Genomic DNA, 26,663 nt, shown 5'->3' on the forward strand with positions numbered 1-26,663 from the left:
ATTTAAATGAGTATTTACTCACTCATTAATTCATTCAAAAATAAGGATGCCGCGCATCCTTATCTTTTATCTATATTGAAACTGCATGCCAAAACGCTTCAAAACCAGATTTGCGATAACGCTCGGTTTGAGAAGGGTCTTGGGCAATAAAATTGAGTGTAACTTCGGCAAGCGCACCTAAAATTGAAGCAATAAATAACGGCGGATAATCTCTTAATTTGCCATCGTTAATACATTCTTGAATGTTTTGGGTGAGGTCACAAAAGGTTTGCATGCCAATTTGTTTGCTTTGCTCAGTAATTTGTTCCGAGGTCGAAAGCTGCGCCATTACTTTACGTTTAAGAGGGGCTTCTAGACTCCAGTCCAAATAGCTTTGCCAGATATGTGACATTTGTATTTGCAGGTCAGCGTTAGTGGGGTAACTAAGCATCATCACCTGACGTAACTCAGCCTTTAGCGAAAGATATAACTGGTTCAGCAGTTCTTCTTTATTACTAAAATAGGTAAATAAAGTGCCTTCTGCCACGCCAGCAACTTTGGCAATTTTTGAGGTAGACGCACGCTCGCCAAGCTCTGCCAATGTTTCGATAGCAGCACTTAAAATTGCATTACGTTTATCTTCACTACGAGGACGAGCCATATACAAAAATATTAATTGAGTGATTACTCAATCATACATAAAAATATGAGTAGTGCAAGAGAAATAGAATTTTACTGTCAAAAATTTACTATTTTATAAACTATTCATAAGCTGCAATATTTGGCTCTTACACCATACGATTTGGTGTTCATGGGACTTTTGTTGATCCAAATATAAATTCATTTGATATCCAACAATATCTATCGGTAGCGGATGCACCTTAATTTGAGGGTAAGTATCTTTAAAATGAGCAATTTGACATTGAGGAATCGTGAGTAAATGGTCCATTTGTGTAATTAATCGGATTGCCGTTTCATATTGTTGGCAGCGGAAACTAATTGTTCTTTTGATACCTTGTTTAGATAAGAAAAAATCTTCAAAAACACGACCTGTAGGACGAGAGGACACTGTAATGTGTTTAGCTTCTAAATAAATTTCTTTGGTTAGGGTTGTTTTGGATAATAAGGGATGCTGCTTACGACTTATTACTACAAATTGATCTTTAGTAAGGCATTCATAACCAATGCTATCTTCAACCGAATGTTGAACATCAATCGCAAAATCGATTTTCCCCGTAGAAAGCTCATGTCTTAAGTTTTTACGATCAATGCGTACGCTATTTAACTGCAAATTAGGATTAAATTGAGTTAAGTGCTGAATAATAGAGGGTAAAAAAATTCCTTCATACTCATCATTCATAGCAATTGTGAGATGCTTTAAATCTCGTGCTGGCACAAAGTCATGCGTGCTTTGAATTGCTTGATGCATAAGTTGTAATGACTGTTCAATTTTAGGCCATAAACGTTTGGCTAAAGGTGATGGAACAACACCGTGTCCATCTCGAATAAATAATGGGTCATTAAAATGATCGCGTAAACGAGCTAATGCATGGCTAACAGCAGGTTGGCTTAGAAAAAGTTGTTCACTGGCTCGTGTCAGATTTTTTTCTCTATAAATTGCCACAAATACACGAAATAAATTGAGATCAATACGAGCAAGAGAGGCAATATTATTATTCATTTCATTCATAGTTTGTTATTCAAACAATTCATTTTATTCATTGTAACAAGTTAGATATGGTCAGGAAATAGCATAAGAAATAGAGTGATTAACACTGTGAATTTTGAATGTAGCGCTTGTGGTAACAGCATTTAGAAAGCGTTGATTACAACTAATTTTTATAAAACCTATGAACATAAGGAAATGATATGGCAACACATTTATTTGATTTGACTGGAAAAATAGCCTTAGTTACAGGTGCAAGCCGTGGTATTGGTGAGGAAATTGCCAAACTTTTAGCAGAACAAGGCGCACATGTAATTGTATCTAGTCGCAAGATTGAAGATTGCCAACGCGTTGCTAATGAAATTATTGCAGCAAATGGTAAAGCGGAGGCAGCCGCTTGTCATGTGGGTAAACTCGAAGATATTGCAGCAATTTTTGAATATATTCGTAAAGAACACGGTCGTTTAGATATTTTAGTCAACAATGCAGCTGCCAATCCTTATTTTGGTCATATTCTAGATACAGATATTGGGGCCTATAACAAAACGGTTGAAGTCAACATTCGTGGATATTTCTTCATGTCTGTCGAGGCAGGTAAATTAATGAAAGAACAGGGTGGCGGTGCAATTGTTAATACCGCATCTGTAAATGCCCTGCAACCCGGAGATCGACAAGGTATTTATTCTATTACCAAAGCTGCGGTAGTGAATATGACCAAAGCCTTTGCAAAAGAATGTGGACCATTGGGCATTCGAGTGAATGCTTTATTGCCGGGTCTTACCAAGACTAAATTTGCTTCGGCACTATTTGAAAATGAAGATATTTATAAAAGCTGGATGGACACAATTCCATTACGCCGTCACGCAGAACCACGTGAAATGGCTGGAACTGTACTTTATTTAGTGTCAGATGCTGCGAGTTACACCAATGGTGAATGTATTGTGGTTGATGGCGGTTTAACTATTTAGGGAGAAATAGCAATGTACGAACATTATTCAGGTCAAGTGGTCTTAATCACAGGTGCGGCGAGTGGATTTGGTGCATTGCTGGCAGAGCAACTGGCAAAGTATGGTGCAAAATTAGTGTTGGGTGACTTGAATATTGAAGGGTTAAATACTGTAGTTGAACCGCTACGCCAAGCAGGAGTAGAGGTGGTTGCGCAAGTGTGTGATGTCAGTTGTGAAGCAGATGTACAGGCTTTGGTGCAAAGTGCAGTTACTCAGTTTGGTAGAGTCGATGTCGGGATCAATAATGCAGGTATGAGTCCGCCTATGAAAAGCTTTATTGATACCGATGAAGCAGATCTGGATTTGAGTTTTGCCGTCAATGCCAAAGGTGTGTTCTTTGGAATGAAGCATCAAATTCGTCAGATGTTGCAACAAGGTGGGGGCATTATTCTGAATGTTGCTTCTGTTGCAGGTTTAGGCGCTGCTCCCAAATTGGCTGCCTATGCTGCGGCAAAGCATGCTGTGGTGGGATTAACCAAAACAGCAGCGGTTGAATATGCAAATAAAGGCATTCGAGTTAATGCAATTTGTCCATTTTATACAACCACCCCGATGGTGGTCGACAGTGAGCTCAAAGAGAAACAAGACTTTTTAGGGCAGGCCTCGCCAATGAAGCGTCTTGGCCATCCAAGCGAAGTGGTGGCAATGATGCTGATGATGTGTGCCAAAGAAAACTCATATCTCACAGGTCAAGCCATTGCAATTGATGGCGGCGTGACAGCTTATTAAAACATTTATTAAATACATCTTATTCATATGTTTAGGAAAAAATCATGACAATTAATTTAAGCAATCGAGTGGCTATTGTTACAGGTGCAGGCGCAGGTCTAGGGCGGGAACATGCATTGTTACTGGCTCGTTTGGGTGCAAAAGTGGTCGTGAATGATCTTGGTAGCGATGTAAACGGAAAAGGTGGCTCAACCATGGCGGCCCAAAAAGTCGTGGATGAAATTATTGCGGCTGGTGGTGAGGCGATGGCAAATGGTGCTTCAGTCACTGATATTGAACAAGTTCAACAGATGGTAAATGAAACCATTGCCCGTTGGGGACGTGTAGATATTTTAATTAATAACGCTGGAATTCTTCGAGATAAAACTTTTAGCAAAATGTCACTAGATGACTTTCGTACCGTGATTGATGTCCACTTAATGGGGGCAGTAAATTGCACAAAAGCGGTATGGGCTATCATGCGCGAGCAAAAATATGGTCGTATTGTTATGACGACTTCATCATCTGGTCTATATGGCAACTTTGGGCAGTCCAACTACAGTGCTGCAAAAATGGCATTGGTTGGACTCATGCAGACACTGGCTTTAGAAGGTGAAAAATCTAATGTTCGGGTAAATTGTCTAGCACCAACAGCAGCAACTCGTATGCTTGAAGGATTATTACCCGAAGAAGCCCTTAAAGCTCTTGCTCCAAGTGCGGTCAGTCCTGCAATCGCGACTTTGGTTAGCGAAGATGCACCGACTCGTATGATTCTTTGTGCGGGCGCAGGTAGTTTTGAAGCTGCCCACATTACCCTTACTCAAGGAATTTATTTAGGTACGGATGAACAAGTTCCGCATGTTTTAGCACAACGTTTAGCTGATGTTTCAGACCGAACAGATGAGTTTGTGCCTGTCAGAGGTGGCGCTCAAGGTGAGCTTGAGCTGAAAAAAGCTTCATTAATGGCAGGAGAATAATTTTGACAAAAAATACATTAAGCATCGACCAGCTTGTTGAGTTGCAAGGCCAAGCATTAGGTAGCTCGCAATGGATGACCATTGATCAAAGCATGATTAATACCTTTGCAGATGTCACACAAGATCATCAATTTATTCATGTGGATGAAGAAGCTGCTCGCCAGACACCTTTTGGTGGCACGATTGCCCACGGTTTTTTAACACTCTCTTTACTTTCAGCGATGGCCGCTCAGGTCTTGCCGACTGTACAGGGGCAAAAATCTGGCGTGAATTATGGCATCAATAATTTGCGTTATATGAGTCCTGTACATAGCGGTAAGCGGGTGCGTGGAAATTTTCACTTAAAAAATGTTTCCCAAAAAAATAAGGGAAGTTATCAGTTGATCATGGAAGTCACGATTGAAATCGAAGATCAGGCAAAACCAGCACTTGTGACAGAGTGGCTTACACTTGTAAATGTATAGGAATAACCCATGAGCAATGAATTAATTCTCTCTCGCCGTGATGTCGATTTTTTGCTATTCGATTGGCTAAAAGTTGAAGAACTCAGCCAACGCAATTCTTTTGCAGGACAGGACCGTTTTGAATATACCTCTGTTTTAAACGTTTACGAGGCTTTGGCAACCGATTTATTTGCTCCTCATAATAAAAAAAATGACAGTAACGAACCTGTTTTTGATGGTGAACGTGTAACTGTCAATCCTGAAGTCGGAGTCGCGCTTAAGGCTTTTGCTGATGCAGGTTTGATGAGTGCAGCGTTTCCTTCAGATTGGAATGGGATGAACTTACCCAATACCATTGAGCGTGCAGGTATGGCATATCTACTTGGTGCTAATTCGGGAACAGCAGGCTACGCCTTTTTAACCATTGGTAATGCAAATTTATTAATGGCTCATGGTGAACCTGAAAAAGTTAAACCCTATGTCAACGCCATGATAGAAGGCAAATGCTTCGGAACGATGTGTTTATCGGAGCCGCAAGCAGGTTCAAGTCTGGCTGATATTCGTACACGTGCGATTAAAACAAAAGATGGTCGTTATCGTTTGTTTGGAAACAAAATGTGGATTTCAGGCGGCGAGCACGATATTTCTGACAATATTGTTCATTTGGTTTTGGCAAAAATTCCAGATGAAAATGGACAATTACCAGCAGGTGTGCAAGGTATTTCTCTGTTTACTGTACCGCGCAAATTACTCGATGAAAATGGACAGCCAAGTGAACGTAATGATGTGGTATTAGCTGGAATTAACCACAAGATGGGTTATCGGGGAACAGTGAATTGTGTGCTGAATTTTGGGGAAGGTCGTTTCACACCCGAAGGAGAAGCAGGCGCAATTGGTGAACTAGTCGGCGAAGCTGGTAAAGGGCTGGCCTATATGTTCCATATGATGAATGAAGCCCGAATTTCGGTTGGACTTGGGGCAGCAGCATTAGGATATACAGGTTATCTTCATGCTTTAGATTATGCAAAAACTCGAGTACAAGGCCGTTCTCGTAGTGAACGCAATCCAAGTTCTCCACAAATTCCGCTCATTCAACATGCGGATGTTCGCCGTATGCTATTGGCGCAAAAAGCATATGTCTCAGGTGCGTTGGCACTGTGCCTATACGCAGCCCGATTAACCGATGATATCCACTCGCTTGACGATGCCGAGCAGCGCGATCAAGCCCATCAATTACTTGATCTATTAACACCAGTGGTCAAAAGCTGGTCTTCTGAATGGGGGCTTGTGGCAAATGATTTAGCCATTCAAGTTCATGGCGGCTACGGTTATACCCGTGAATATAATGTTGAACAGTTTTATCGGGACAATCGACTCAACCCAATTCATGAAGGAACATTTGGCATTCAAGCGCTCGATTTATTAGGACGAAAAACTCGTCTTAATCAGGGACTGTCGATGAAGCTATTACATGAAAAAATCATGAATACGATTGAACAAGCCAACGCAGAGCCTTCTTTAAAAGATCATGCAGATCAATTAGAACAAAAGTGGCAACTCATCCGAAATGTAACAGAGAAATTGCATGCCTTAACCGATGTAGAACTTCAACTGGCAAATGCAGCCAATTATCTGGAAGCTTTTGGACATCTTGTGGTGGGATGGTTATGGCTTGATCAAGCGGTAGTCATTCATAAACTCATGCCGAACTCAACAGATCCTGATTTTCTGCATGGGAAGCTTGCAGCGTGTGATTATTTTTTTGGCTGGGAAATGCCGAAAATTATAAGTTGGTTAGCGGTACTTGATCCGGTAGAGACGACTCCACTCAATATGTCAGAAGAATGGTTCTAGTAAGAACCATTCCTTAACCGCGCCGTTGAATATAAAGGAGAACAATCCGATTTTATAGAAAATGCCTAATAAGAATCACTATGTAAAACAAACATCAGGCGTTCAGTAAAGAGCGCCCTAATAAGTAAAAATAAAAATCTAGGACGGATTAAAAGATGAAAAAGAAAACATTAGTCATGGTCATGGCTTCATTTTGTACGAGCCCACTCTATGCAGCAGCCTTTGATCGAACAGGACAATCAATTTCTGCATTTCTACAACCCGGTAATTATTTTGAGGCAAGTTTATCTGTTTCAGATACTTCATTAGAAGGACAAGAAGCAGGTACAAACCCAACACGTAATAGTATTTCTGATATTGCAAACTCTGATTATCGTCCCAGTGCAGCTTTAAAATTACAGTTAGCACCTCAGTTTTCATTTGGTTTTCTTTACGATCAGCCATTTACTTCCGACTCTGAATATTATGGAAATAACAGTTTTGTTGCTAAGCCGAGCGATACGGTTTTAGTACCGGGCATTGATTCAGCAACACTTGCCCAAAAGACCGGTAGAGAAGTCGTAACAGGGAACACCAAATCGAATTTTGTTATGCAAAATTTTAGTCTGATATTTGGTTATCAACCGGATAAGAACTGGAATTTTTATGCAGGTCCTGTTTATCAGACATTTAAAAGTAACGTTAATTTAAGAGGTCAAGTTTTCAGTTTATATAATGGCTATGACTTTAATGCCAAAGAAGTTGGAGATTGGGGATGGCTGGCAGGATTTGGTTATCAAATTCCCGAAAAAGCCATTAAAGCCTCATTGACCTATCGTTCAGAAATTATGCATGAAGTGACTGCTAATGAAAATGCGCCACTGGTTGATATGTTGAGTACGCAGCAAGGCCGTGATTTTCTTGATCAGCATTTGGCGTATATGGTTTCTATAGGACAACTCACTGAATCGCGGAAGGATGCACTCAATCATATTGTTGCGGGCTTACCCGAAGCAGGCACATCAGGCTCAACTAAGTTTAGAGCGCCAGAGTCAGTGAATTTGGAATTTCAGACTGGATTACGCAAAGGGACTTTATTGTTCGGTAACGTGCGTTGGGTTCACTGGAATGATTTTGAGTTTAAACCGTATCGTTTTGGTGAAATCTCAGAAGTTGTTGGGGTTCTATCAACGCCAAGTCGACCAAATGGTTTTAATCTGGTTCGTTATTATGATGATCAATGGTCTGCCAATCTTGGAATTGGACAACGCCTAAGTGATAAATGGTCAGGTTCAGTTTCTGTAGGTTGGGACTCGGGAGCAGGTGAGCGCGTGTCCACAGGTGGGCCAGCTAAAGGTTATTACAGTGTTGGTCTTGGTGCGCAATATAGTCCAACTTCAAAATACTTTATTTCAGGTGGAATGAAGTATCTATGGCTTGGTGATGCCAAAGGTCAGCTTGGTGCTCAGGCAGGCAGTGAATATTATGTGGGTGAATATAAAAATAACTATTCAATCGGTTACGGTTTGAAAATTGGTTATAAATTTTAATTCAACTATTTGATGGATCGCTTAGTTATATAAACAGTTTATTTCTACACGAGAGTAAGCAGATTAAGAGATTAAAGAAAATATAAAAAGTGGAGTAGGAACAGTTCCATTTCTCCCTCTCATAAAAGGACAATAAGATGACAAATCAGATCTGGTTAGATGAATATAAGCAATGGAATATAGAAAGTACGATTACATTGCCGGATGAACAAACTTCACTTCTCGATTTATGGGACAACAGTTTTAATAAGTTCCAGCAAAGAAAGGCTTTTATATTTGCAGATCAATCTTTTTCTTATGCTGAAATTGATTTATATAGTCGACAAGTAGCAACATTCTTGCAAAGTTTAGGGCTAGGAAAAGGTACACGTGTTGCCGTAATGATGCCCAATATTATTCAGTACCCAATTATTTCACTTGCCGTCATTCGTGCAGGTTACATTCTGGTCAATATTAACCCCCTCTATACAGCACGTGAGTTAAAGCATCAATTAAATGATGCAGGCGCAAAAGTATTATTTATATTAGAGCAGTTTTTACCTGTTTATGACGCTGTCAAAGAGCAAGTGGCGGTTGAACAAATTATTACCACCACCATGACTGAAATGTTGGTCGAGCAACCTACTGAATTAGACACCTTAGATTCTAAAAAATACGCTTTTAAGCAAATCTTATTGAAGACAAATGCCCAAGACTATATACGTCCTAAGCTTGTTCTTGAGGATACTGTGCTTTTACAATATACGGGTGGAACAACAGGTGTATCCAAGGGCGCAGAATTAACCCATAAAAATATTGTCGCCAACTTATTACAAAATAATGTGGTTTTTAAAAGCTACTTTGGTGACCGAGATGCTTTTGAAGATGAAATAGCGATCTGTGCCTTACCGCTTTATCATATTTTTGGTTTTACTGTCTGTTTATTGCACAGTGCAATGAATAAAGGATATGCCACTGTTTTAGTTCCAAATCCGCGTGATTTAGATACTCTCGTGCATTGTTTTGAAAAATATCGACCTACGGTTTTTCCTGCTGTAAATACTTTATTTAATGCACTGATTAATCATGAAGGCTTTAATAAATTGGACCACAGCCGTTTAGAAATTACCACAGGCGGCGGTATGGCAATTTTGAAATCCACTGCCGATGGATGGGAAAAACTGACAGGACGTATTATCCGTGAAGGGTATGGCTTATCAGAAACTTCTCCTGTTGCGACCTTTAACCCGCCAATCTCTAATACTTTTAGTGGCACGATCGGTATTCCTGTACCGAGCACGGATATTGCAATTTTGGATGATGAAGGACACCAATTAGCGCCCGGTGAAACTGGAGAAATTGCAATTCGTGGCCCGCAGGTCATGAAAGGTTATTGGAATTTACCTGAAGAAACGAAAGCAGTCATGACTGCTGATGGTTTCTTTAGAACGGGTGATATTGGCTTTATGAATGAAAAAGGCTATACCAAAATTATTGACCGTAAAAAAGACATGATTTTAGTTTCAGGCTTTAATGTTTTTCCGAACGAAATTGAAGAAGTTTTAGCCCAACATCCAAAAATTTTAGAAGTCGCCGTGGTTGGCATTGCAGATGAAAAATCGGGTGAAGTGCCGAAAGCCTTTATTGTCAAAAAAGATGACTCTTTATCGGTTGAAGAAATCCAAATCTATGCAAAAGAAAACCTGACTGGCTACAAACAACCACGCTATATTCAATTTATCAATGAATTACCCAAGTCGAATGTGGGTAAAATTTTAAGAAAAGAACTAAAGGTTTAATAAAAACTTTTAATTAAAAACATAAGCGTATGGGACTAGAAGCTCCATAAATAAATGAAAAAAGGAATGAGATTATGGGTTCAGGATTAATTACCGTATTTTTACCAATTGCACTCGCAATTATTATGGCAGGTTTGGGTTTAGAGTTGACCATAAATGACTTTAAACGCGTACGACAACACCCCAAAGCCGTCTTTATCGCATTATTTTGCCAACTGGTTATTTTAGTCGGTATTGCATTTATTATTTGTAAGGTTCTTGCTTTACCACCCATGCTTGCTGTTGGATTAATGCTCCTTTCTGCATCACCGGGCGGGCCAACAGCTAACTTATTTAGTTATCTCTATAAAGGAGATATCGCTTTAAATATTACTTTAACGGCTATAAATTCGGTCATTGCTGCCTTTACACTTCCATTAATCGTGAATTTTGCAATACAACACTTTATGGAAAATGGACAAAATGTAGGTTTGCAATTCTCTAAAATCATACAGGTTTTTCTTATTATTTTAGTGCCCGTTGGGATCGGGATGTTAGTTCGTCATTTTGCGCCGCATACGGCTGAAAAACTCAATAAACCTGTGCGTATCTTTGCTATCGTTTTTCTCGTATCGATCATCATATTAGCAGTTGCACGAGATTATCAAAATCTGATGACGTATATTGGACAAATTGGATTGGCAACTTTGCTGTTTTGCGTATGTAGTTTAATGGTTGGCTATTTTGTTCCAAGATTATTGGGTGTAAATAGCTTTCAGGCAAAAGCTTGCGCGTTTGAAATAGGAATTCATAACAGTACCTTAGCCATGACCATTGCTTTTACAGTAATGGCAAGCAGTATGGCCGCTATGCCAGCAGCAGTTTATTCATTATTTATGTACATTGTTGCCGCAATCTTTGGCACATTGTTAAATCGTCTAGAAAAGAAAGACATCACACAAATATCACCTAAAACATACTCAAAGAATCTTCAGTAATACTGGCAGATAAAGGTATTTAATTACCACCAGATGTTGAGAGTTTGAATTAAAAGAGGAGGCCAATACCTCCTTTTTTATTCTCAAAATTTAAAATATTTATGGCAGAGTAAGCGCAGTCACAATAAAAAGAAAGCGTTAGAGTGCTGTTATAAAAGCAAATTGTTAAGCCAATATTTAAGGTTTTCCTTAATTATGTAATTAAATGAAAAACAATAATTTAATTAAATAATTTCTAGCCAATTTCACATTGACAGCTCAAATATTGAAGATTACCATTTGCGGGCTGGCCTACATTGCCAGTCGGTTTTGACGGACCGATGATCGACCACATCAGGATTATTTCTTCTGAGGAATAGTCTTGTGTGCACACCTCGTTCCCTCCCGTAGCGGTAGGACGGGAGTGGGACACCTTCGGGTGTGCTGGATGTCGAACCCAGTCCGTCAACCTGCTTCCGTTCTGCCACCATAATTTATAATGCTTTGGCAGAACTCCCAAAAGAAGGAGTTGGCTATGCACATTCATAAATTATTGGCAGTCACTGTCAAAATCTATCTCGACACAACTTAAAATTTTAAAGCAGTTTGATGGGCCATAGGCTTTTCAGGCTTTAAATCATTACGTCTAAAACTTAGCAACAATAAAACTTGAGATGTGCCAAGCACAGTCTTTACGGCTTTGCTGTGCCTTTTTTTCTCCCAGAAAAGGTACAGGCTTTTTAATCTCTTTTAGAAACAACAAGAATTTATAACGGTAAAACGATGCCAACTTTAGAAAGATCTTCCAAAAAATTACAGGTTATTCATACTGCAATAGAGCTGTTTAATATCTATGGATTTCACAATGCGGGTGTGGACTTAATTGTCAAAAAATCCAAAATTCCTAAAGCCACTTTTTATAACTACTTTCACTCAAAACAGCGACTTATTGAAATGTGCGTATCCTTTCAAAAAAGCAAACTCAAAGAAGAAGTACTGGCAATTATTTACTCAAGCCGTTACCGAACCTCAAGCGATAAACTCAAAGAGATTATTATTTTACATGTCAATTTTAATAGCCTGTACTATCTATTACTTAAAGCCATTTTTGAAACTAAACAGATTTACCCGCAAGCCTACCGTATAGCGCTTGAATATAGAAAATGGCTGCTTAAAGAGCTTTTTGATCTGGTTTTTAGTTTGGAAACTCACGCATTAAAACCAAGTGCTGACATGGTTTTAAATTTGATTGATGGATTGATGTTTCAAATTTTAATCTCAAAGAGTTTGGAGGAAAGGGATGTGGTGGTGGGGAGGTTTTTCAGATAAAAGTTATTCCATTTTTTTAATTTGGGTGATGTAATTAATCTGAGAATTAAGTTTTTAGCAGTTGATTTTAATATGGATTATTGTTCATCTAATTTAGATATTTCTATTAAATTTCTTCAATTATTAGTGCCTATATGTATAACAGGTTTTGTTTATTATATTTGGCATAAACAAAAAAGTAAGGAATTACTTTCTTTAGAAGCAAAAAATTTAATAATAGAGTTTTTTGAATTAAATAAAATTTTCCATGATTTGGAGAAGTTAAACTTTGATAATGTTAAAGATATGCAATTAAGGATAAGAGAGTTTAACTCACATAAGGTTAAAGTTCTTGCTAAATTAATATTTCTACAAAATTGCCTTGGAAATATTGATTTTAAAAATAATGTAGATATTTTTAAAGGAGAGATATGGAAAGTTTCCTTCATTTATGAAGCATATTTTGAAAATGAGGATAATTATGCTGTAACTAAATTCGAATTAGATAAAGCATTACAACCCAAAACAATATTTGATAATGACTTACATCCAATGCTTACTTCTCAAGAGGTTTTACTTGAAGCATGTAAAAAAATTGCTATGTACAGATCTATTTAGTAGTAAATATATGAAGATAAATTTCCATAGAGCTAGAAGAAATTACTATTGTATTTTTATGTTATATTTCTGATTATTAAAAACTAAATTTTAAATCTTATGGATGAACTGATTTCAGCAGCTGCAACAATTCAAGGTGCACAAATTCAAGCTAATTATGCTTTATGGGCTGCTATTGTAAGTGGAGGAGCTTTACTTTTTTCGATATGGTTAACCGCAAGAGCTACTTTAAAAGCACATAAAGCAGATAAGTTAGCAGAAGCTAGAAGAGATATATATTTAGAGCTAATCAGAAATTGGTATAGTTTTATATTGGTTTATAGCTCTTATATAATAATTAAAAATAACGAAGATATAGATAGTCAAAAGAATGAGTTTAAAGATAGATTTGTTGCTTCATACAGACAATTAACAACATCCTTTCATGAATCAAGTTTTATTTCCGAACCAGAAACAAAAGAAAAAATTCTAGATTTCACAATGCAATTTTCAGAAGATTTTTTTTATTTAAATGATGAGATTGATAGGTGGTATGCAAACCCTGAAGAAAGAATGAAAATTCAGTTTGAGTTAATGGATTTCATGAATCAATATGGCCTGAAGGCTATGGATTTACAAAAAGATTTACGTTTGGAAATGGGGGTTAATGAAAATGAAGAGATCAATGAGCGAATTCTGAAAAAGCAAAAAGCTTTTTCAGAAAGAATAAAGGCTAAGATTAAAAAAAGAATGGGAATTGAATAACCAATAAATATTTGCAAGCCTAGCATGTCAAATTTGAAAGCTTAATTTGCCTTACACATTGCTTAAAAAATATACAGAAAACTCTCTGAAACGAGTTGGAACGCTACAAACGCGAATGATACTTTAAGTTTCACTCTTCCCAATAAGTGAGGTGAGCAATGAAATTGTTAGCTTTGATTAGTATGGGAGTTGCAGCGAGTTATTGGTATAAAACTATAAAAGATAGCAAGCCAACTCTTCTGAAACCTAATTTTGATGAAATAGTAAAAAACTTTGTATTAGCAGAATTTAACGCCTAATACATACCGTTAATTTTAATTAAATAAAAAGCTCATCGGAAGGTGGGCTTTTTTAAATTTATAAATTTCCATAGAAAACTCATTTATATTGTATATTTTTCAATCAATTAAAATATATTAATTAAAATTAATATATTGTTTTATAATGCTTTTTGTCGGAAAATTTTACCAAAAGTTAAAAAAATCTTTATTTTAAATGAAGGGGTTAATGGAAACCTCTTAAATAAAATAAAGGAAATAAAATGGATATTTTAAAAGTAATAGGCGGAAATCTGCTCGCCGTGGCTTTTGTAACGGGAACTCAAACAGCTCATGCAGAATTTAAACGGTTTTCTGTATCTGCTGGATGGTTGCATGTCATGCCACAAGGGAAAGCAAATCCATTCAATATAAATACTGCTGTAGCAAATGGAACCACTGCCAAAGTCGGAACTATTTCTACTTCAGCATTTATGAAATCAATAGACCCTAATGCAACATTATCAACTGGGGAAAATGCCAAAGAAGTTCTCGATATGGTATTTAGTCATCCAGTCGATGAAAACGGCAATCAACAACAATCGGTTGGTCAGTTATTAGGGCTTGTAGATGAAAATGACATGGTTTCGCCAGATATCACGGGTACGGCAACCATTAAAGGACTAGAGCAATGGGAAGGTAAAGGTACAGGGCTTGAAGCAGAAGACGTAGACACTCTAGGTTTAATGTTCAATTACTATGTGAATGAGAACGTGTCTTTACAGTTAATCGGTGGGATTCCTCCAAAAGTTGATATTAAGGGGAAAGGAGAAATCAACGCACCGTTATCTGGTTTTGCAAATCCTGAAGGGTTAGCTGCTTTGGTTATAGGGGATAAACTTGATTTATTACAAGACATTCCGATCACTAACCTCGGTAATAAATCTAAAGCTGCTACGGTACGTGCATGGACTCCAGCACTAGAAGCTCAATATCAGTTTGGAAAGGCAGGAGTAAATAAATTTCGTCCATATGTTGGTGCTGGAATTATGTATTCACGCTTTTCTAACATTAAGTTAAACGACCAAATTAATTCTGACTTAATTGCTGCGGGGCATATGATTCAAAATGTTCTAGATAACAATGCTGGCGCTGCATTAGATGGTAAAACTTCAAGTGCAAATCCGTATGTTCGAGTTAAAACGACTGATGCGATTGCACCAATTGTGAGTCTAGGAGCTACTTATGACATCACGCCAAATTGGTATGCTGTTGGTTCCGTGTCCTATGCAAAGTTAAATAACCGTGCAAATATTGATGTGATTGATAGCAAAACAGGTAAACAGTTAATTCATGCCTCAACCAAAGTTGATATTGATCCCTTAATTACATATCTAGGTGTAGGTTATCGCTTTTAATATCCTCATTTAAATATAATTTATCGTTTAGGAAACTTTACGATTTACTCTAACCTATTTGCTGAAATAGAAAAGCCCTGCTAAATATTTATTATTGGTGGGGTTTTTACTTTTAAAAATGATATTAAACCTATAAGATATACCTTCTGAAAAATAAAGAAAATATTATATTATGAAAGCTATTTTACTATTTTTAGTTTTTGCTATTTCAAATACTGTTGTGCTTGCAGATAATAAAAATGATTTAAAGTCAGAGCCTAAATATGCCTATGCTTAAGTTTTGATTAAACTTTATCAAGATGGACGACATGAAGAGTATTTAAAAAAAAGTAGTGGATTTCAACATTTAGATGAAAAAATACTTAAGGCTGTAAAGGAAGCTAAGTTCAAGCCATTAACAAATAAAAATATAGATCATCTCTATCTAACACAGCCTTTTAACATTGAACTTAGCGATACTGAAATAAAAAAAGATTAAAGTATTTTTTTGGGTAAGAATTTGTTAATAATAATCGCTTTATAAATTTTTAAGTGTTTGAACTTTGAAAAATATTTACTCCTGAAGATTGATAAAAATACATGTTTATAGAATTTAAAGATTTAAAGAAAAAACGGTACATTGCTTTACTAACTATAGTTTTTCTTATTTTTAGTGGTGGGTATTTAGTTGTTAACAATAAGGGAAATATTCAAAGAGTTGAATCAGTGATATATACTGATAAAGCTATAAGTGAGAAATTTGGACAAATTAAAAGTTATAGTATCCGTAGTTTTGGGTCGGACCATTATTCTAGTCCTAAGCGACCAGCTTACTCTTATAAGGTTGATATAACTGGTGAGAAAGCTGATGGGATAGTTGAAATTGATATGAGAAAAGAGCAAGAACAGCTTAAATATCTATATACGATTAAAATTACGGATGTAAGTCCTCATAGTTTTCGTATAAGAATAGGAAAACATTGATACACCTTAGTCTTTAAGATTTGTTATAAATCAAAAACTAATTCTGCCAATACGGTGTGTCTCCATAGATTTCTGCAAAATAATCTATCACAGCTCTAATGTTGAGTGGTGGATGGCGGACATTGGGATAAATGGCTGCGATATGCTGGGGTTGTGATTTAATCGCGACTTCATATTCAGGTAAAAGCTTGATTAAGTGTCCTTGTTTTAAAGCTTCGCCAATCAGCCAATCAGGAAATAAAACAATCCCCATGCCATGAAGCGCAGCCGTCATTAAACTCTCGGCATTGTTTGAAGACAGCAAGGGAGTAATTGGATAATGTACCCATTCTTCATTGGACTTTCTCACTAACCAGCGGTTAGGACCTTCAAAACCTTTATATACAAGGCATTTGTGCTGATTAAGTTCTGTTGGGTGATCAAGCGTACCGTATTTGGCAACATACTGAGGAGATGCTGCCAAATGGTATTTTTGTGTACCAAAAATACGTGCATGAAATGATGAATCAATCAGTGCACCAATACGAAATATTAAATCTGTGCTTTCGCGTAATGGGTCTATAAATTCATCGGTTTGTATTAGTTCTATTAGAAGCCTTGGATAACGCTCTGATAAACCCGCCAACCATGGTGCAATATGCCGTTGACCAAAAAACACAGGGGCATTAATTCGGACGAGTCCCGATGGTTCTATAGTTTTATCTTGTAAAGCCTTTTGAGCTTCATCAAATTGTTCGGTAATTCTTTTTGCATATTCAAAAAATAATTTGCCCGATTCGGTGGGTGTGATTGCTCGTGTATTTCGGTAGAAAAGTTGCTGTCCCAACGCATCTTCAAGCTGCTGGATGGTTCGAGAAATCATGGAGGCAGACACATCTTCTTTACGTGCTACATTTGAGAAGTTTTGAGCATTGTAAACACTAATAAAGAAGCGAAGCGTGCGTATATCAATCGAATTTGTTAAATTCATTTGTGCAATTTCTGCAAAAGTGATTCATGGATTATGCTGTTTTTCTGATGAATTGGCTACCTTAGTATTCGTTGCCTAGATACAGATGAGGCAATGTAGATGCAAATTCTATTACTACTCCTAACCATTTTAGGGGGAATGGGGCTATCGGTCGAAGCAGGGCTTTTAGGACCGTTAGGAAAGGAAGTGGGTGAGTTATGGGCCACCTTTAGTATTTTTGGTGTGGGTGCAGCACTTACCTTTTTACTCATGTTGTTTTTTAGTCCACGTAATAGTCCTTCATTTTTTACACTTCCATCTTGGCAATTACTGGGTGGTGTTTTAGGGCCTGCTTACGTCATTATTTTGACCATTACCACTCCAATTATCGGTATTGCCATGACGATGATAGGCATTTTAGCGGGTCAGGTGTCTAAAAGCCTGATCATCGACCACTATGGTTTGTTGGGGACTCCACACCGAAAGGTAGACCGTAAACGAATTTTGGCACTCATCTTTATTGTTGCTGCACTTGTACTTGTCGCAAAAGCATAGGAGACCCGCATGACAATTTTAATGATTCTTCTCGCCGTCATCGGTGGTGCTTTATTGAGTGTACAGGCCGCAATTAATGGTCAACTTGGAGCAAAAGTTGGTGTTTTCCGTAGTGCTTTTTTGACTTTCTCGGTCGGTGCTTTAATTACGGCTCTTCTTATTTTTTACTTTGAACCGAAACACACCTTAACCTTGTTAGATGTTCCTAAATGGCAGTTGTTGGGTGCTATGTGTGGAGTGCCTTATATTGTCATTATGGTATTGGCCGTACAAAGAATTGGAGCTGCGGTTGCTACGGTGGCAGTAATTTTTGGGCAACTTTTGATGAGTATCTTGATTGATAACTTTGGCTGGTTTGGTAATGAAATGCTTCCTTTTTCACTGTATCGATTAGGAGCGTTAATTTGCTTAGGGATTGCTTTATATTTTATTTATTCAAGCAGTAAGGATAAAAGGTAGAAGGGTAATAAAAGCTTAAGATTGAAATTAATATAGGTCTCATTGTTAGTCGTAAAGCCCACTAATAATGAGGCTATGCTTCATATTTTAAGTACTTTGATAAATGAAAGAAGTTGCTGTCGAGAAAGAAAGACTCTTTAGTTCTAATCAGTGAAAAAGCATATCTTGAATATAAAAATGCGATATTTGAGCTTAATACATTAAAAAACAAAGATTTTTAACCACCAACAATCCGCTTCTCAAGCATCTCCATAAAGTTGTTTAGTAATTCAGCTTTATATTCAAATGAATTAAATAAAAGTAGAGGTTTGTGAATCTTTTGTAAGAGATTAATTAAAGTAATTGATTTTAAAAATAATTTATATTGTAGCGAAGATTAATAATATTGTAGAAATTTTTCTATCTAAGATCATCTAGATGCTAACAAGATCTTCACCAATTCTAAAGAATATAGCTTAAATAGAAGAAGATTACTTAATTCTGATAAATTTCATATTATTCAAATATAAAGAAAAATTGAATAATATGTTTTTTTGTGTAAAATAAAGTTCTTATACGTACAATTCTGTATATGAGATGTTAACTAGAAATTTTATAACCTCTTCTATTATTCTTTTTGCGGGTTTTCACCAATATGTCTATGCCATCGAAGATGTTTCTTTGCCCAGTCAGGTGCTTCAAGATCAACGTTTAAAAGAGCTTAACCAGCAATTACAAGACCAGATTTCTCAGCAAACTCCTTACCAAAACACCAAGCCATTACAGGACTTTAAGCGTCTGGTTGTTGAAGAAAGCCCATGTGTAGCGGTTAAAGAAATTACTCTTATCCCTTTAATTGGTCAGTCGGAATCTGACTTACAGCAATTTAACTTTGTGGTTAAAGCCATAAAAAAACACCCACAGAATATTTTGGATAAATGTATTGGTACCCAAAGTTTACATAACATCGTGAACTATGCCCAAAACGAACTTTTAAAAAAGGGTTTTATTACCAGTCAAATTGTCGTGAGTCCGCAAGACTTAAATCAGGGTAATTTAAACCTGAGTGTGCAAATCGGTCGCTTAAATAAGATTGTTATACAAGAAGGGAAAATTTCATCATTACAGATTAAGACAGGCTTGCCCTTTAAAGCGGGCGACATTGTGAATCTAAAAAGGCTCGATCAGGGACTAGAAAACCTGAAACGTGTCTATGTGGTAGATATGCAAATTACTCCCGCAACTGCTCAAGATAAAGAATTAACGGGCCATAGCGATTTAATACTCAAACTTCAACCACTACAAAAAGTTAATTTCAATTTAAGTGTAGATGACTCTGGTAATCAGGACACTGGTATCCATATGGGAAATATGGGGTTAGGTGTCAATAACCCATTTCATTTAAATGATATTTTATCGCTAAACGTGGGTCATTCTTTAGATGACTTCCATGAGGACTTAAACCGAAGTTACTTTATTAGTTATCAGTTGCCTGCTGGTTATTATGATTTAGGTCTTAGCTATAATGACTATCAATACAAGCAAACAGTCTTAGGGGGGAATGGTCCACTGCTTTACCATGGCAACAGTCAGCAAGCCAACCTGAATTTATCTCGTGTCATTAGCCGTAGTGGACAACATAAAACCAGTGTCTATGGAAAGATTTATCATAAGGAAAGCCAAAGTTTTATTGATGATATTGAAATTAATGTCTTACACCGAAGAACCTCAGGCTGGAATTTAGGGTTTCAGCACCGTCAATATTTAGGAAATGCAGTATTAGACGGCAGCATCGATTACCGTCGTGGGATGGGAGTAGGTGCCCGAACTGCACCAGAAGAAAACATTACCGATGTTTATGGAAACCATCTTCCTGTTGAAGGTTACTCCCGTGCTCCACTTTTAAGTGCCGATTTACGCTTTAGCACACCATTCCTTTTGCTCGAAAAACCCGCCCAATACCGTCTTAACTGGCGTGGACAATATGCACCTAAAATTTTAGTACCGAATGACCGCTTCTATATTGGTGGGCGCTATAGCGTGCGAGGTTTTGATGGTGAGCTCATGCTTTCCGGAGATAACGGGCAGTATCTACAGCAAGAAATCAGCTTGAATGCACCAATTCCTAATACCCAGTTTTATATGGCAGTCGATCAGGGCTGGGTCAATGGTCGCAATAGCATACCGGGTCAGCGTTATTTACTCGGAAGCGTTTTAGGGCTACGTACTTATCAAAATAGTTTTTATCTGGATGCCTTTACAGGTCGGGGGCTGATCGCACCTGACAGCATAAAAAAAGACTGGGTTACCGGTTTTAGTATCAACCTTTCTTATTAATTTACTTTAGAAAAGACTTTATTCATGAACAAGAATAGTTATCGCATTATTTATAGCAAAGCACGTCAAATGTTTGTGGCCGTGGCCGAAAATGTACGAAGCCAGACCAAGACATCGGGTCAAAGTGAAGCAAGTGCCCAGAGCAATATTGATAACACTGAATCTCAGGCATTTCATCAACTTTGGCAAGTGAAAGCACTGGTTGCCAGTATAAGTTTGTGGATGCCTTTAGCACCTGTCTATGCGGGTATTGTAGCGGATAGTGCTGCAAATGCTGCGAATAGAGCAGTGATTGGTGCTGGTAAGAACTCAGCTGGTACAGTCGTTCCTGTCGTTAATATTCAAACTCCAAAAAATGGGATATCCCATAATATTTATAAACAGTTTGATGTACTGGCTGAAGGTGCCGTCCTGAATAACAGCCGTCAAGGTGCTACCACAAAAACAGTAGGAAACGTTGCAGCCAACCCATTTTTAGCCACAGGCGAAGCGCGAGTTATTTTAAATGAAGTAAATTCATCAGCCGCTTCACGTTTTGAAGGGAACTTGGAAGTTGCCGGGCAAATGGCAGATGTGATTATTGCCAACCCGTCTGGTATTAGCATTAAAGGTGCTGGCTTTATTAATGCCAACAAGGCAATTTTTACCACAGGTAAACCTCAGTTAAATGCTGATGGCAGTATCAAGCAGTTTACGATTGACCAAGGAAAAATTACGGTTTCAGCGAACCCTAATTCTAAATTTGGTTTGGGGGGAAATAATAATGATGCAAATTATGTAGACCTCTATGCGCGTGCATTAGAGCTTAGTGCTGAACTACGTGCCAAAAATGATATTCAGATCATTGCTGGGGCGAATAATGTCAGTGCAGATCTACAGGATGTTACAGCTAAAACTGGCACAGGAACCGCACCGACATTGGCTGTAGATGTTAAAGCTTTGGGTGGGATGTACGCCAATAATATCTATTTGATGGGAACTGAAAAAGGTTTGGGCGTGACTAACGCAGGGACTATTCAGGCAGTCAACAATCTGGTGATTACCAGTGCCGGAAAAATTGAGCACAGCGGTACAATCAGTTCGACCAGTAAAACTCAAGGTTTAGTGAACATACAAACAACGGGTACTGGTACAGCTGCTGATATCAATTCATCAGGCAGTATCAACAGTAATAGCATGTTAAATATTGATTCAGGTAATAACCTGAATGTAAATGCTAAAGAAATTATTATTAATAACGGCAGCCTGGCTTCATCACCTTTAATCGTTAATGCCAAAGGTAATATCAATCTGGCTGCTGATACCCGCATTATGGATGACTCACAAGGTGGAGATGTCTATATTGATGCAGCGAATATCAATCTTGCCGCTGGGTCAGAACTCAAAAGTAACCGTGGTACAGCAACCATACAAGTACAAAAAGACTTGGTTGCAGCCAAAGGCGCAAAACTGATTGCTGCCAAAGATTTAAATGTTTTAAGTAATGGTAAGTTATCACTTACAGAGAATCATATACAGGCATCTTTAGGTTCAATCAACTTACAAGCAAATTCGGCTAATACCCAAAATATCATTGATCTTCAAGGTGGAACGATTTATGCGGGTAAAGATTTAAACCTTTATAGTTCAGGAGATCTAAACCTAAAGAATCTTGGATTTTCACTTGAAAACGCTGCAACACGTGTTAAAAACATTAAAGCCTATAGTGGACGTGATCTGGTCTGGAACAATGCTGACAAGGCACTTCCACTTATTACGGGCATGGTTCAGCTTGATGCAGCCAATAATTTAACCGTTACGGCAAAAGAAATCTCGAATAAAGACAGTATTCAACTACATGCCAATCAAATAACACTCAATAGTGAACTGACTTCACAAAAGAATATTGATGTGAGTTCTGAAATTGCTGATCTTGTTTTAAGTCAGGCACTCAAGGCTCAAGGTGATATTAATCTAACTGCACTTGCTGGTGGAGTTACTGCAAATAGCTTAAAGGCCACATCTTCGGCTGGAAAGATTTCTATACTCGCAAATAAAAATATAAATTTAAACTCGACCCAGACAACCAAGGCGATACCTTCAGCTGATAAAGATGAACTAACAACTGATCAGTCCGTTATTAGTGGTTTAAAAGGCGTAACGCTTGGCTCGATTGGTGATGGCACTGTTAACTTGCAATCGGTACAAGTTAATGCGAATCAGGGTGATATATTAGTTTCGAGTAATAATGGAATAAATCTAAAGGCGAATACCGATGTAGTCGTTACTGGAGATACGGGTCGATTTAAAACGGTAAATAATGTTCTAAAGGGAAAAACCGTTTCGATAGAAAATAGCAAATCTGATATTAAAATCCAAAATACAGACCTCAGCTCGACTGTTGGTAAACTTGCGATCAATAGTAGAGCAGGTATGAGTACAATTATCGATAGCGTATTAACGTCAAAAGGTAATACGGAACTCTATGCAAAAGATTTACTGACTTTACAGGGCGTGAATGCTACATCCGATCAGCATCTGGCGGTAAGCTCTGGTCGTACAGTTTATAGCAATGCTGAGTATACGCCAGCGACCAAATGGATTGCGGATAAAGTAACAAACTTAACGTCTAAAGGGGTAACCTCTGTAACGGCTACAGGAAACCAAGTATTACAAAATACAAATTTAACCGGTGGGGCTGTTTTATTAGAGGCGGGTGGTTTTATTTTAGGTCAGACTGGATTGAACTTGAATGCGGTCGGAAGTGATTTACTTAAGAATGATACAAAGTTAAATAGCCTGAATGGTGACTTAACAATTCAAACCAATTCTAACTTAACCATTGACCCAAAAGTTTATAGCCTAAAGGCGGTAGGTGATATTGAACTTGTTTCTAAAACGGGTACTTTGAGCTTAAAAGGCTATGAAGGAGCTAAAGGAAATGGATCGGAACAAGTTGTTAAGTTGGATACAGCAAATGGCGGTATCAATTTAGAAGGTGCTAAAGTTGATATTCAAGGTTCACAGTTAACAGCACAGAAAGATATTAAGATTGTTAGTACTAAAGAGGACGTTTTCATTAGTGGAATTAAAAATACTTTAAATAAACAATCTTCAACTAAGTACCTTAATAATTTGAAGATTGTTAAAACAGATTTGCAAAAAGAAAATGATAAATTAGCTGCTGATCCAGAATATATCCAACTTCTAGATATTTTAAAAAAACGATTACACAGTGCCAATGAACTGGGGCTCAATGTAAGTGAGGCTAAAAAATTAGCAGAAAGCTTAGAGCGTAAATATTTAGTCAAAATTGAAATTAGCGGAACTACAAACGGACCAATGCTGCCTCAATTAGGTGCATGGGTGTTAGGGAAAATTACAATTCTTTACCCACAAGAAATAAATGATATTGATAAAGCGATAACCCTATATAGTCAATCGCTGACAGGATATGAACATGCGCAACCAATACTAAGATCTAATAATAATGATATTAATATTGCTGCTGCAAAAGGAGTAAGTATTAGCGGGGCAATGATTGATTCAGCAAAAGGCCAAGTTAATATTGAGGCTATGGGTACTTTAAATGGTGAGACATATAATATCCAAGGCATATACAATAGTGATAAAGAAAATAGTGTTAAGCAAGGAACAATTCAAAGTTCAATAATTATTGATGCACTTCAAGATTCATATGAATTTGCTAAACCTACAGATACTAATTATTCATGGCGTAGTCCTGTTAACCCTACCGAAATTAATGGTTATAAAGGAGTAAAAATCAAAGCAACTGGTCAGCAGAAGACAGACAATTTAGTTTTACAAGGGGTAAGGATTGATTCAGCAAATAGTATTAATATTGAAGCTAATAAAAATATTATTTTTGATGTAGCAATTGATAATAGTTATGACAAAAGTGAACAAACTGAAACTCAAAAGAAATGGTATGGTAAAAAAACACGAATTACCACTGTTAAAACATCAAATAAATCTTTAGGGATATCAGTTGACATCGTAGCTAAGGATATCAATATTCGTAGTGAAGGAAAAAATACTGCGGAAATGAAAGGGAAAGATCGTACTAGTATTGATATGTATTCAAGTAACTTAACGGCTAATGGGGGGAAAGTTACAATTCAAGCTGGTGGTGATTTAAATTTCCTTACAGCCGATGATGTTAGACAGGAAACAACAGATATTACGAAGAAAAAAACTTGGGTTGGCATTAAATATAATGATAGTAAAAGTACAAATACACGTGATATTAAATCAGAAATTCCTGCGGTTTTAACGGCTGATTATATTACAACTAAATCTGGTTTTGATACCCGACTTAAAGGAACTGAGTTTAATTATCTTGAAGGAGCAACCATAGAAGCGGGCGGAACAATTCAGCTCGAAGGAGCTTCCTCTACAGTTAGTGAAACTCTAAAAAAAGAAAAAAACTCTGTAGTCTGGCAGTCAATGCAAGATAAAGGTTCAATTACTGAAACTGCTCAATTACCAAGTTTTAATGGGCCAGTTTTACCTACCTTTAAAGCTACAGGTGGTTTGAGTGTGCAAGTTCCAATTAGTGAAAAAGATGCTAATAAGGTAGAGCTACGTGATGCGATTCTTGATTTATCTAAAAAACCAGGAAACGAATATTTAAAAGAATTAGTAAATCGAAAAGATGTAGATTGGCAAAAAGTTTTACTAACTCAAAAAGACTGGGACTATAAACAAGAAGGTTTAACTGGAGCTGGTGCAGCGATTATTGTAATTATTGTAACTATTCTTACTTCAGGAGTAGGTACAGGGCCAGCAGCTGCAGCAGGTGGTGGTATTAGTTGGGGCTCCATGGGAACAGCAGCCCTCACAAGTTTAAAAACACAAGCAGTAATATCTCTAGTTAATAATAAAGGTGATATTGGTAAGACATTAAAGGATTTAGGTTCTAAAGATACTGTAAAAAACATGGCTGTTGCTGCAGTTACACAATTTGCAATGGATGGGATAAATACTACATGGAGCAATACGTTAAGTTCGACAGGGATTACGCCAAATAAATTTACTAATTTTATTAATGATACTGCACAAGTAGTTGGTAAGTCTTTAGTAGAGACAGGGATACAGGGAGGTAGTTTTTCAGAAGTACTTGAAGGTAATTTCTTAAACTTACTAAGTAAAACTCTTCAAGCAAACTTATCGACTCAGATTAAAGTATTTGAAAGTAATACCCTTGATACAAATTATGTTATTCATAAGGTTTTACATGGTCTAGCTGGTTGTGCTAGCGCCTCAATCCAAAATAAGGATTGCGGAAGTGCTGCATTTGGTTCTGCATTTGGAGAGATAATAGCTGAGCAATTAGAGGCCCCAGACCCTAATTTGACATTAGATGAGTTTCAGAAGCAGCAGGCTAAACTCAGAGAGTTATCCAAATTAGTCGTAGCGGGTGTAGCTGCTTATACTGGTTTAGATACTAATATAGCAACACAATCTGCTGAAATCGCAATAGCTAATAATAGACAGTTACATAATACAGAGAAAGTAATTTTAAGAAATGAAGCTAAAAAATTAATGCAACAAAATACATCAGGTACAGAAGAATACTGGTATCAAATATTACAAATGGTTGCCTTTGCAGAGGTAGATGCGAGAGGACGAAATTTTAAAAATGAAACAATTAAGGGATGGGTATTAGCTAGCGAGAATAATCAATATTTCGGGAGCGGCACACTTGAAAAACAACTTAAAGATCTCGAGACTGCACAGAAAATTGTAAAACAGTATCAAAATTCGAATCTTATATTGAAGAATGGAAAAACTGAAGTAATTGATTTTTCTACTAATAAACCACTAAAAGTGTTTTTATCAACAAATGAACAATTTAATGATCCAACAAAAATAACAGGTAGTGATTATTATATTAATCCAGATTTAATTAAAAATAATCGAATAAAAATTACTGTCCCAGATGAGTTAAAAGCATTTGCTCAAAGCACAACTAATTATATACAGAACCATGGTACAGGAAAAATTGTTCCAGACTATACCGAACAGAACTTTATTGGGGTTGGTGTAGGAAGTGTTGCTTCAAAATTTCTCTCAGTATTTGGTGTGCAAGCTAGTAAAGCTGCTTTACAGCGTTTAGGAGTACAAGATTTAAAAGGAACAGCTTTAACGGAGTTAAATGAAATAAGAAGTTTTCTAGC

21 protein-coding genes and 2 pseudogenes are annotated in these 26,663 nt (G+C 37.2%); 20 read left to right on the forward strand and 3 right to left on the reverse strand.

Annotated features, from left to right (window positions below; all coding sequences use genetic code 11):
• Positions 1-70 precede the first annotated feature (70 nt).
• Both ACTJJH_RS02205 and ACTJJH_RS02210 read right to left on the reverse strand, forming a co-directional pair.
• Positions 71-640: a TetR/AcrR family transcriptional regulator gene (locus ACTJJH_RS02205; RefSeq protein ID WP_440600644.1), complete on the reverse strand. Its 570-nt coding sequence runs from the start codon at positions 638-640 to the stop codon at positions 71-73.
• Positions 641-733: 93 nt separating this feature from the next.
• The gene (locus tag ACTJJH_RS02210; RefSeq protein ID WP_440600645.1) at positions 734-1,669 is read right to left on the reverse strand and encodes a LysR substrate-binding domain-containing protein; all 936 of its coding nucleotides are present in this window, start codon (positions 1,667-1,669) and stop codon (positions 734-736) included.
• A 179-nt stretch (positions 1,670-1,848) separates the two neighbouring features.
• On the opposite strand from ACTJJH_RS02210, the gene ACTJJH_RS02215 reads away from it, so the two are divergent.
• From ACTJJH_RS02215 to ACTJJH_RS02285, 15 genes are all read left to right on the forward strand, one after another.
• Complete coding sequence (locus ACTJJH_RS02215; protein ID WP_000190710.1) at positions 1,849-2,613, forward strand: SDR family oxidoreductase; 765 nt, start codon at positions 1,849-1,851, stop codon at positions 2,611-2,613.
• A 12-nt stretch (positions 2,614-2,625) separates the two neighbouring features.
• Positions 2,626-3,381, forward strand: coding sequence for an SDR family NAD(P)-dependent oxidoreductase (locus ACTJJH_RS02220; RefSeq protein ID WP_000272929.1), 756 nt, complete (start codon positions 2,626-2,628; stop codon positions 3,379-3,381).
• A gap of 44 nt (positions 3,382-3,425) precedes the next feature.
• Entirely contained in the window at positions 3,426-4,337 is a 912-nt protein-coding gene (locus tag ACTJJH_RS02225; protein WP_440600646.1) for an SDR family NAD(P)-dependent oxidoreductase, read from the forward strand.
• A gap of 2 nt (positions 4,338-4,339) precedes the next feature.
• On the forward strand, positions 4,340-4,801 hold the full coding sequence (locus ACTJJH_RS02230; protein ID WP_440600647.1) for a MaoC family dehydratase: 462 nt from the start codon (positions 4,340-4,342) through the stop codon (positions 4,799-4,801).
• A gap of 9 nt (positions 4,802-4,810) precedes the next feature.
• Positions 4,811-6,634: an acyl-CoA dehydrogenase gene (locus tag ACTJJH_RS02235; RefSeq protein ID WP_440600648.1), complete on the forward strand. Its 1,824-nt coding sequence runs from the start codon at positions 4,811-4,813 to the stop codon at positions 6,632-6,634.
• A 155-nt stretch (positions 6,635-6,789) separates the two neighbouring features.
• Entirely contained in the window at positions 6,790-8,163 is a 1,374-nt protein-coding gene (locus ACTJJH_RS02240; RefSeq protein WP_440600649.1) for a long-chain fatty acid transporter, read from the forward strand.
• 137 nt (positions 8,164-8,300) lie between these two features.
• Positions 8,301-9,941 carry an AMP-binding protein gene (locus tag ACTJJH_RS02245; RefSeq protein ID WP_440600650.1) on the forward strand — a complete coding sequence of 547 codons (1,641 nt, stop codon included), beginning with the start codon at positions 8,301-8,303 and terminating at the stop codon, positions 9,939-9,941.
• 74 nt (positions 9,942-10,015) lie between these two features.
• Positions 10,016-10,918 (forward strand): bile acid:sodium symporter family protein, encoded by a 903-nt coding sequence (locus ACTJJH_RS02250; protein WP_032003716.1) that lies wholly within the window; start codon positions 10,016-10,018, stop codon positions 10,916-10,918.
• 762 nt (positions 10,919-11,680) lie between these two features.
• On the forward strand, positions 11,681-12,226 hold the full coding sequence (locus ACTJJH_RS02255) for a TetR/AcrR family transcriptional regulator (protein ID WP_032035182.1): 546 nt from the start codon (positions 11,681-11,683) through the stop codon (positions 12,224-12,226).
• 72 nt (positions 12,227-12,298) lie between these two features.
• Positions 12,299-12,823 carry a hypothetical protein gene (locus ACTJJH_RS02260; RefSeq protein ID WP_032035181.1) on the forward strand — a complete coding sequence of 175 codons (525 nt, stop codon included), beginning with the start codon at positions 12,299-12,301 and terminating at the stop codon, positions 12,821-12,823.
• A gap of 99 nt (positions 12,824-12,922) precedes the next feature.
• Positions 12,923-13,567, forward strand: coding sequence for a hypothetical protein (locus ACTJJH_RS02265; RefSeq protein WP_032035179.1), 645 nt, complete (start codon positions 12,923-12,925; stop codon positions 13,565-13,567).
• Positions 13,568-13,725: 158 nt separating this feature from the next.
• A complete protein-coding gene (locus tag ACTJJH_RS02270; protein WP_032003705.1) occupies positions 13,726-13,866 on the forward strand; it encodes a hypothetical protein in 141 nt (46 codons plus the stop codon).
• Between the two features lie 242 nt (positions 13,867-14,108).
• Positions 14,109-15,242 carry an OmpW/AlkL family protein gene (locus ACTJJH_RS02275; protein ID WP_044102679.1) on the forward strand — a complete coding sequence of 378 codons (1,134 nt, stop codon included), beginning with the start codon at positions 14,109-14,111 and terminating at the stop codon, positions 15,240-15,242.
• Positions 15,243-15,522: 280 nt separating this feature from the next.
• Positions 15,523-15,720: a hypothetical protein gene (locus ACTJJH_RS02280; protein ID WP_440600651.1), complete on the forward strand. Its 198-nt coding sequence runs from the start codon at positions 15,523-15,525 to the stop codon at positions 15,718-15,720.
• Between the two features lie 101 nt (positions 15,721-15,821).
• A complete protein-coding gene (locus ACTJJH_RS02285; RefSeq protein WP_440600652.1) occupies positions 15,822-16,205 on the forward strand; it encodes a hypothetical protein in 384 nt (127 codons plus the stop codon).
• A gap of 37 nt (positions 16,206-16,242) precedes the next feature.
• Here the strand turns inward: ACTJJH_RS02285 and ACTJJH_RS02290 are convergent, their stop codons facing one another.
• Positions 16,243-17,175 (reverse strand): LysR substrate-binding domain-containing protein, encoded by a 933-nt coding sequence (locus ACTJJH_RS02290; RefSeq protein ID WP_440600653.1) that lies wholly within the window; start codon positions 17,173-17,175, stop codon positions 16,243-16,245.
• A gap of 99 nt (positions 17,176-17,274) precedes the next feature.
• Here ACTJJH_RS02290 and ACTJJH_RS02295 point away from each other — a divergent pair, with 99 nt between their 5' ends.
• From ACTJJH_RS02295 to ACTJJH_RS02315, 5 genes and pseudogenes are all read left to right on the forward strand, one after another.
• A complete protein-coding gene (locus ACTJJH_RS02295) occupies positions 17,275-17,709 on the forward strand; it encodes a DMT family transporter (protein ID WP_001166490.1) in 435 nt (144 codons plus the stop codon).
• Positions 17,710-17,718: 9 nt separating this feature from the next.
• Entirely contained in the window at positions 17,719-18,168 is a 450-nt protein-coding gene (locus ACTJJH_RS02300) for a DMT family transporter (RefSeq protein WP_032035168.1), read from the forward strand.
• 128 nt (positions 18,169-18,296) lie between these two features.
• Positions 18,297-18,389: pseudogene (locus tag ACTJJH_RS02305) on the forward strand (hypothetical protein); the annotation flags it as partial.
• A gap of 355 nt (positions 18,390-18,744) precedes the next feature.
• Complete coding sequence (locus ACTJJH_RS02310; protein WP_440600654.1) at positions 18,745-20,484, forward strand: ShlB/FhaC/HecB family hemolysin secretion/activation protein; 1,740 nt, start codon at positions 18,745-18,747, stop codon at positions 20,482-20,484.
• A gap of 24 nt (positions 20,485-20,508) precedes the next feature.
• Positions 20,509-25,773 (forward strand): annotated as a pseudogene (locus ACTJJH_RS02315) (two-partner secretion domain-containing protein); the annotation flags it as partial.
• Positions 25,774-26,663 lie beyond the last annotated feature (890 nt).

Source organism: Acinetobacter sp. 22301 (assembly GCF_052045285.1).
GTDB lineage: Bacteria > Pseudomonadota > Gammaproteobacteria > Pseudomonadales > Moraxellaceae > Acinetobacter > Acinetobacter pittii.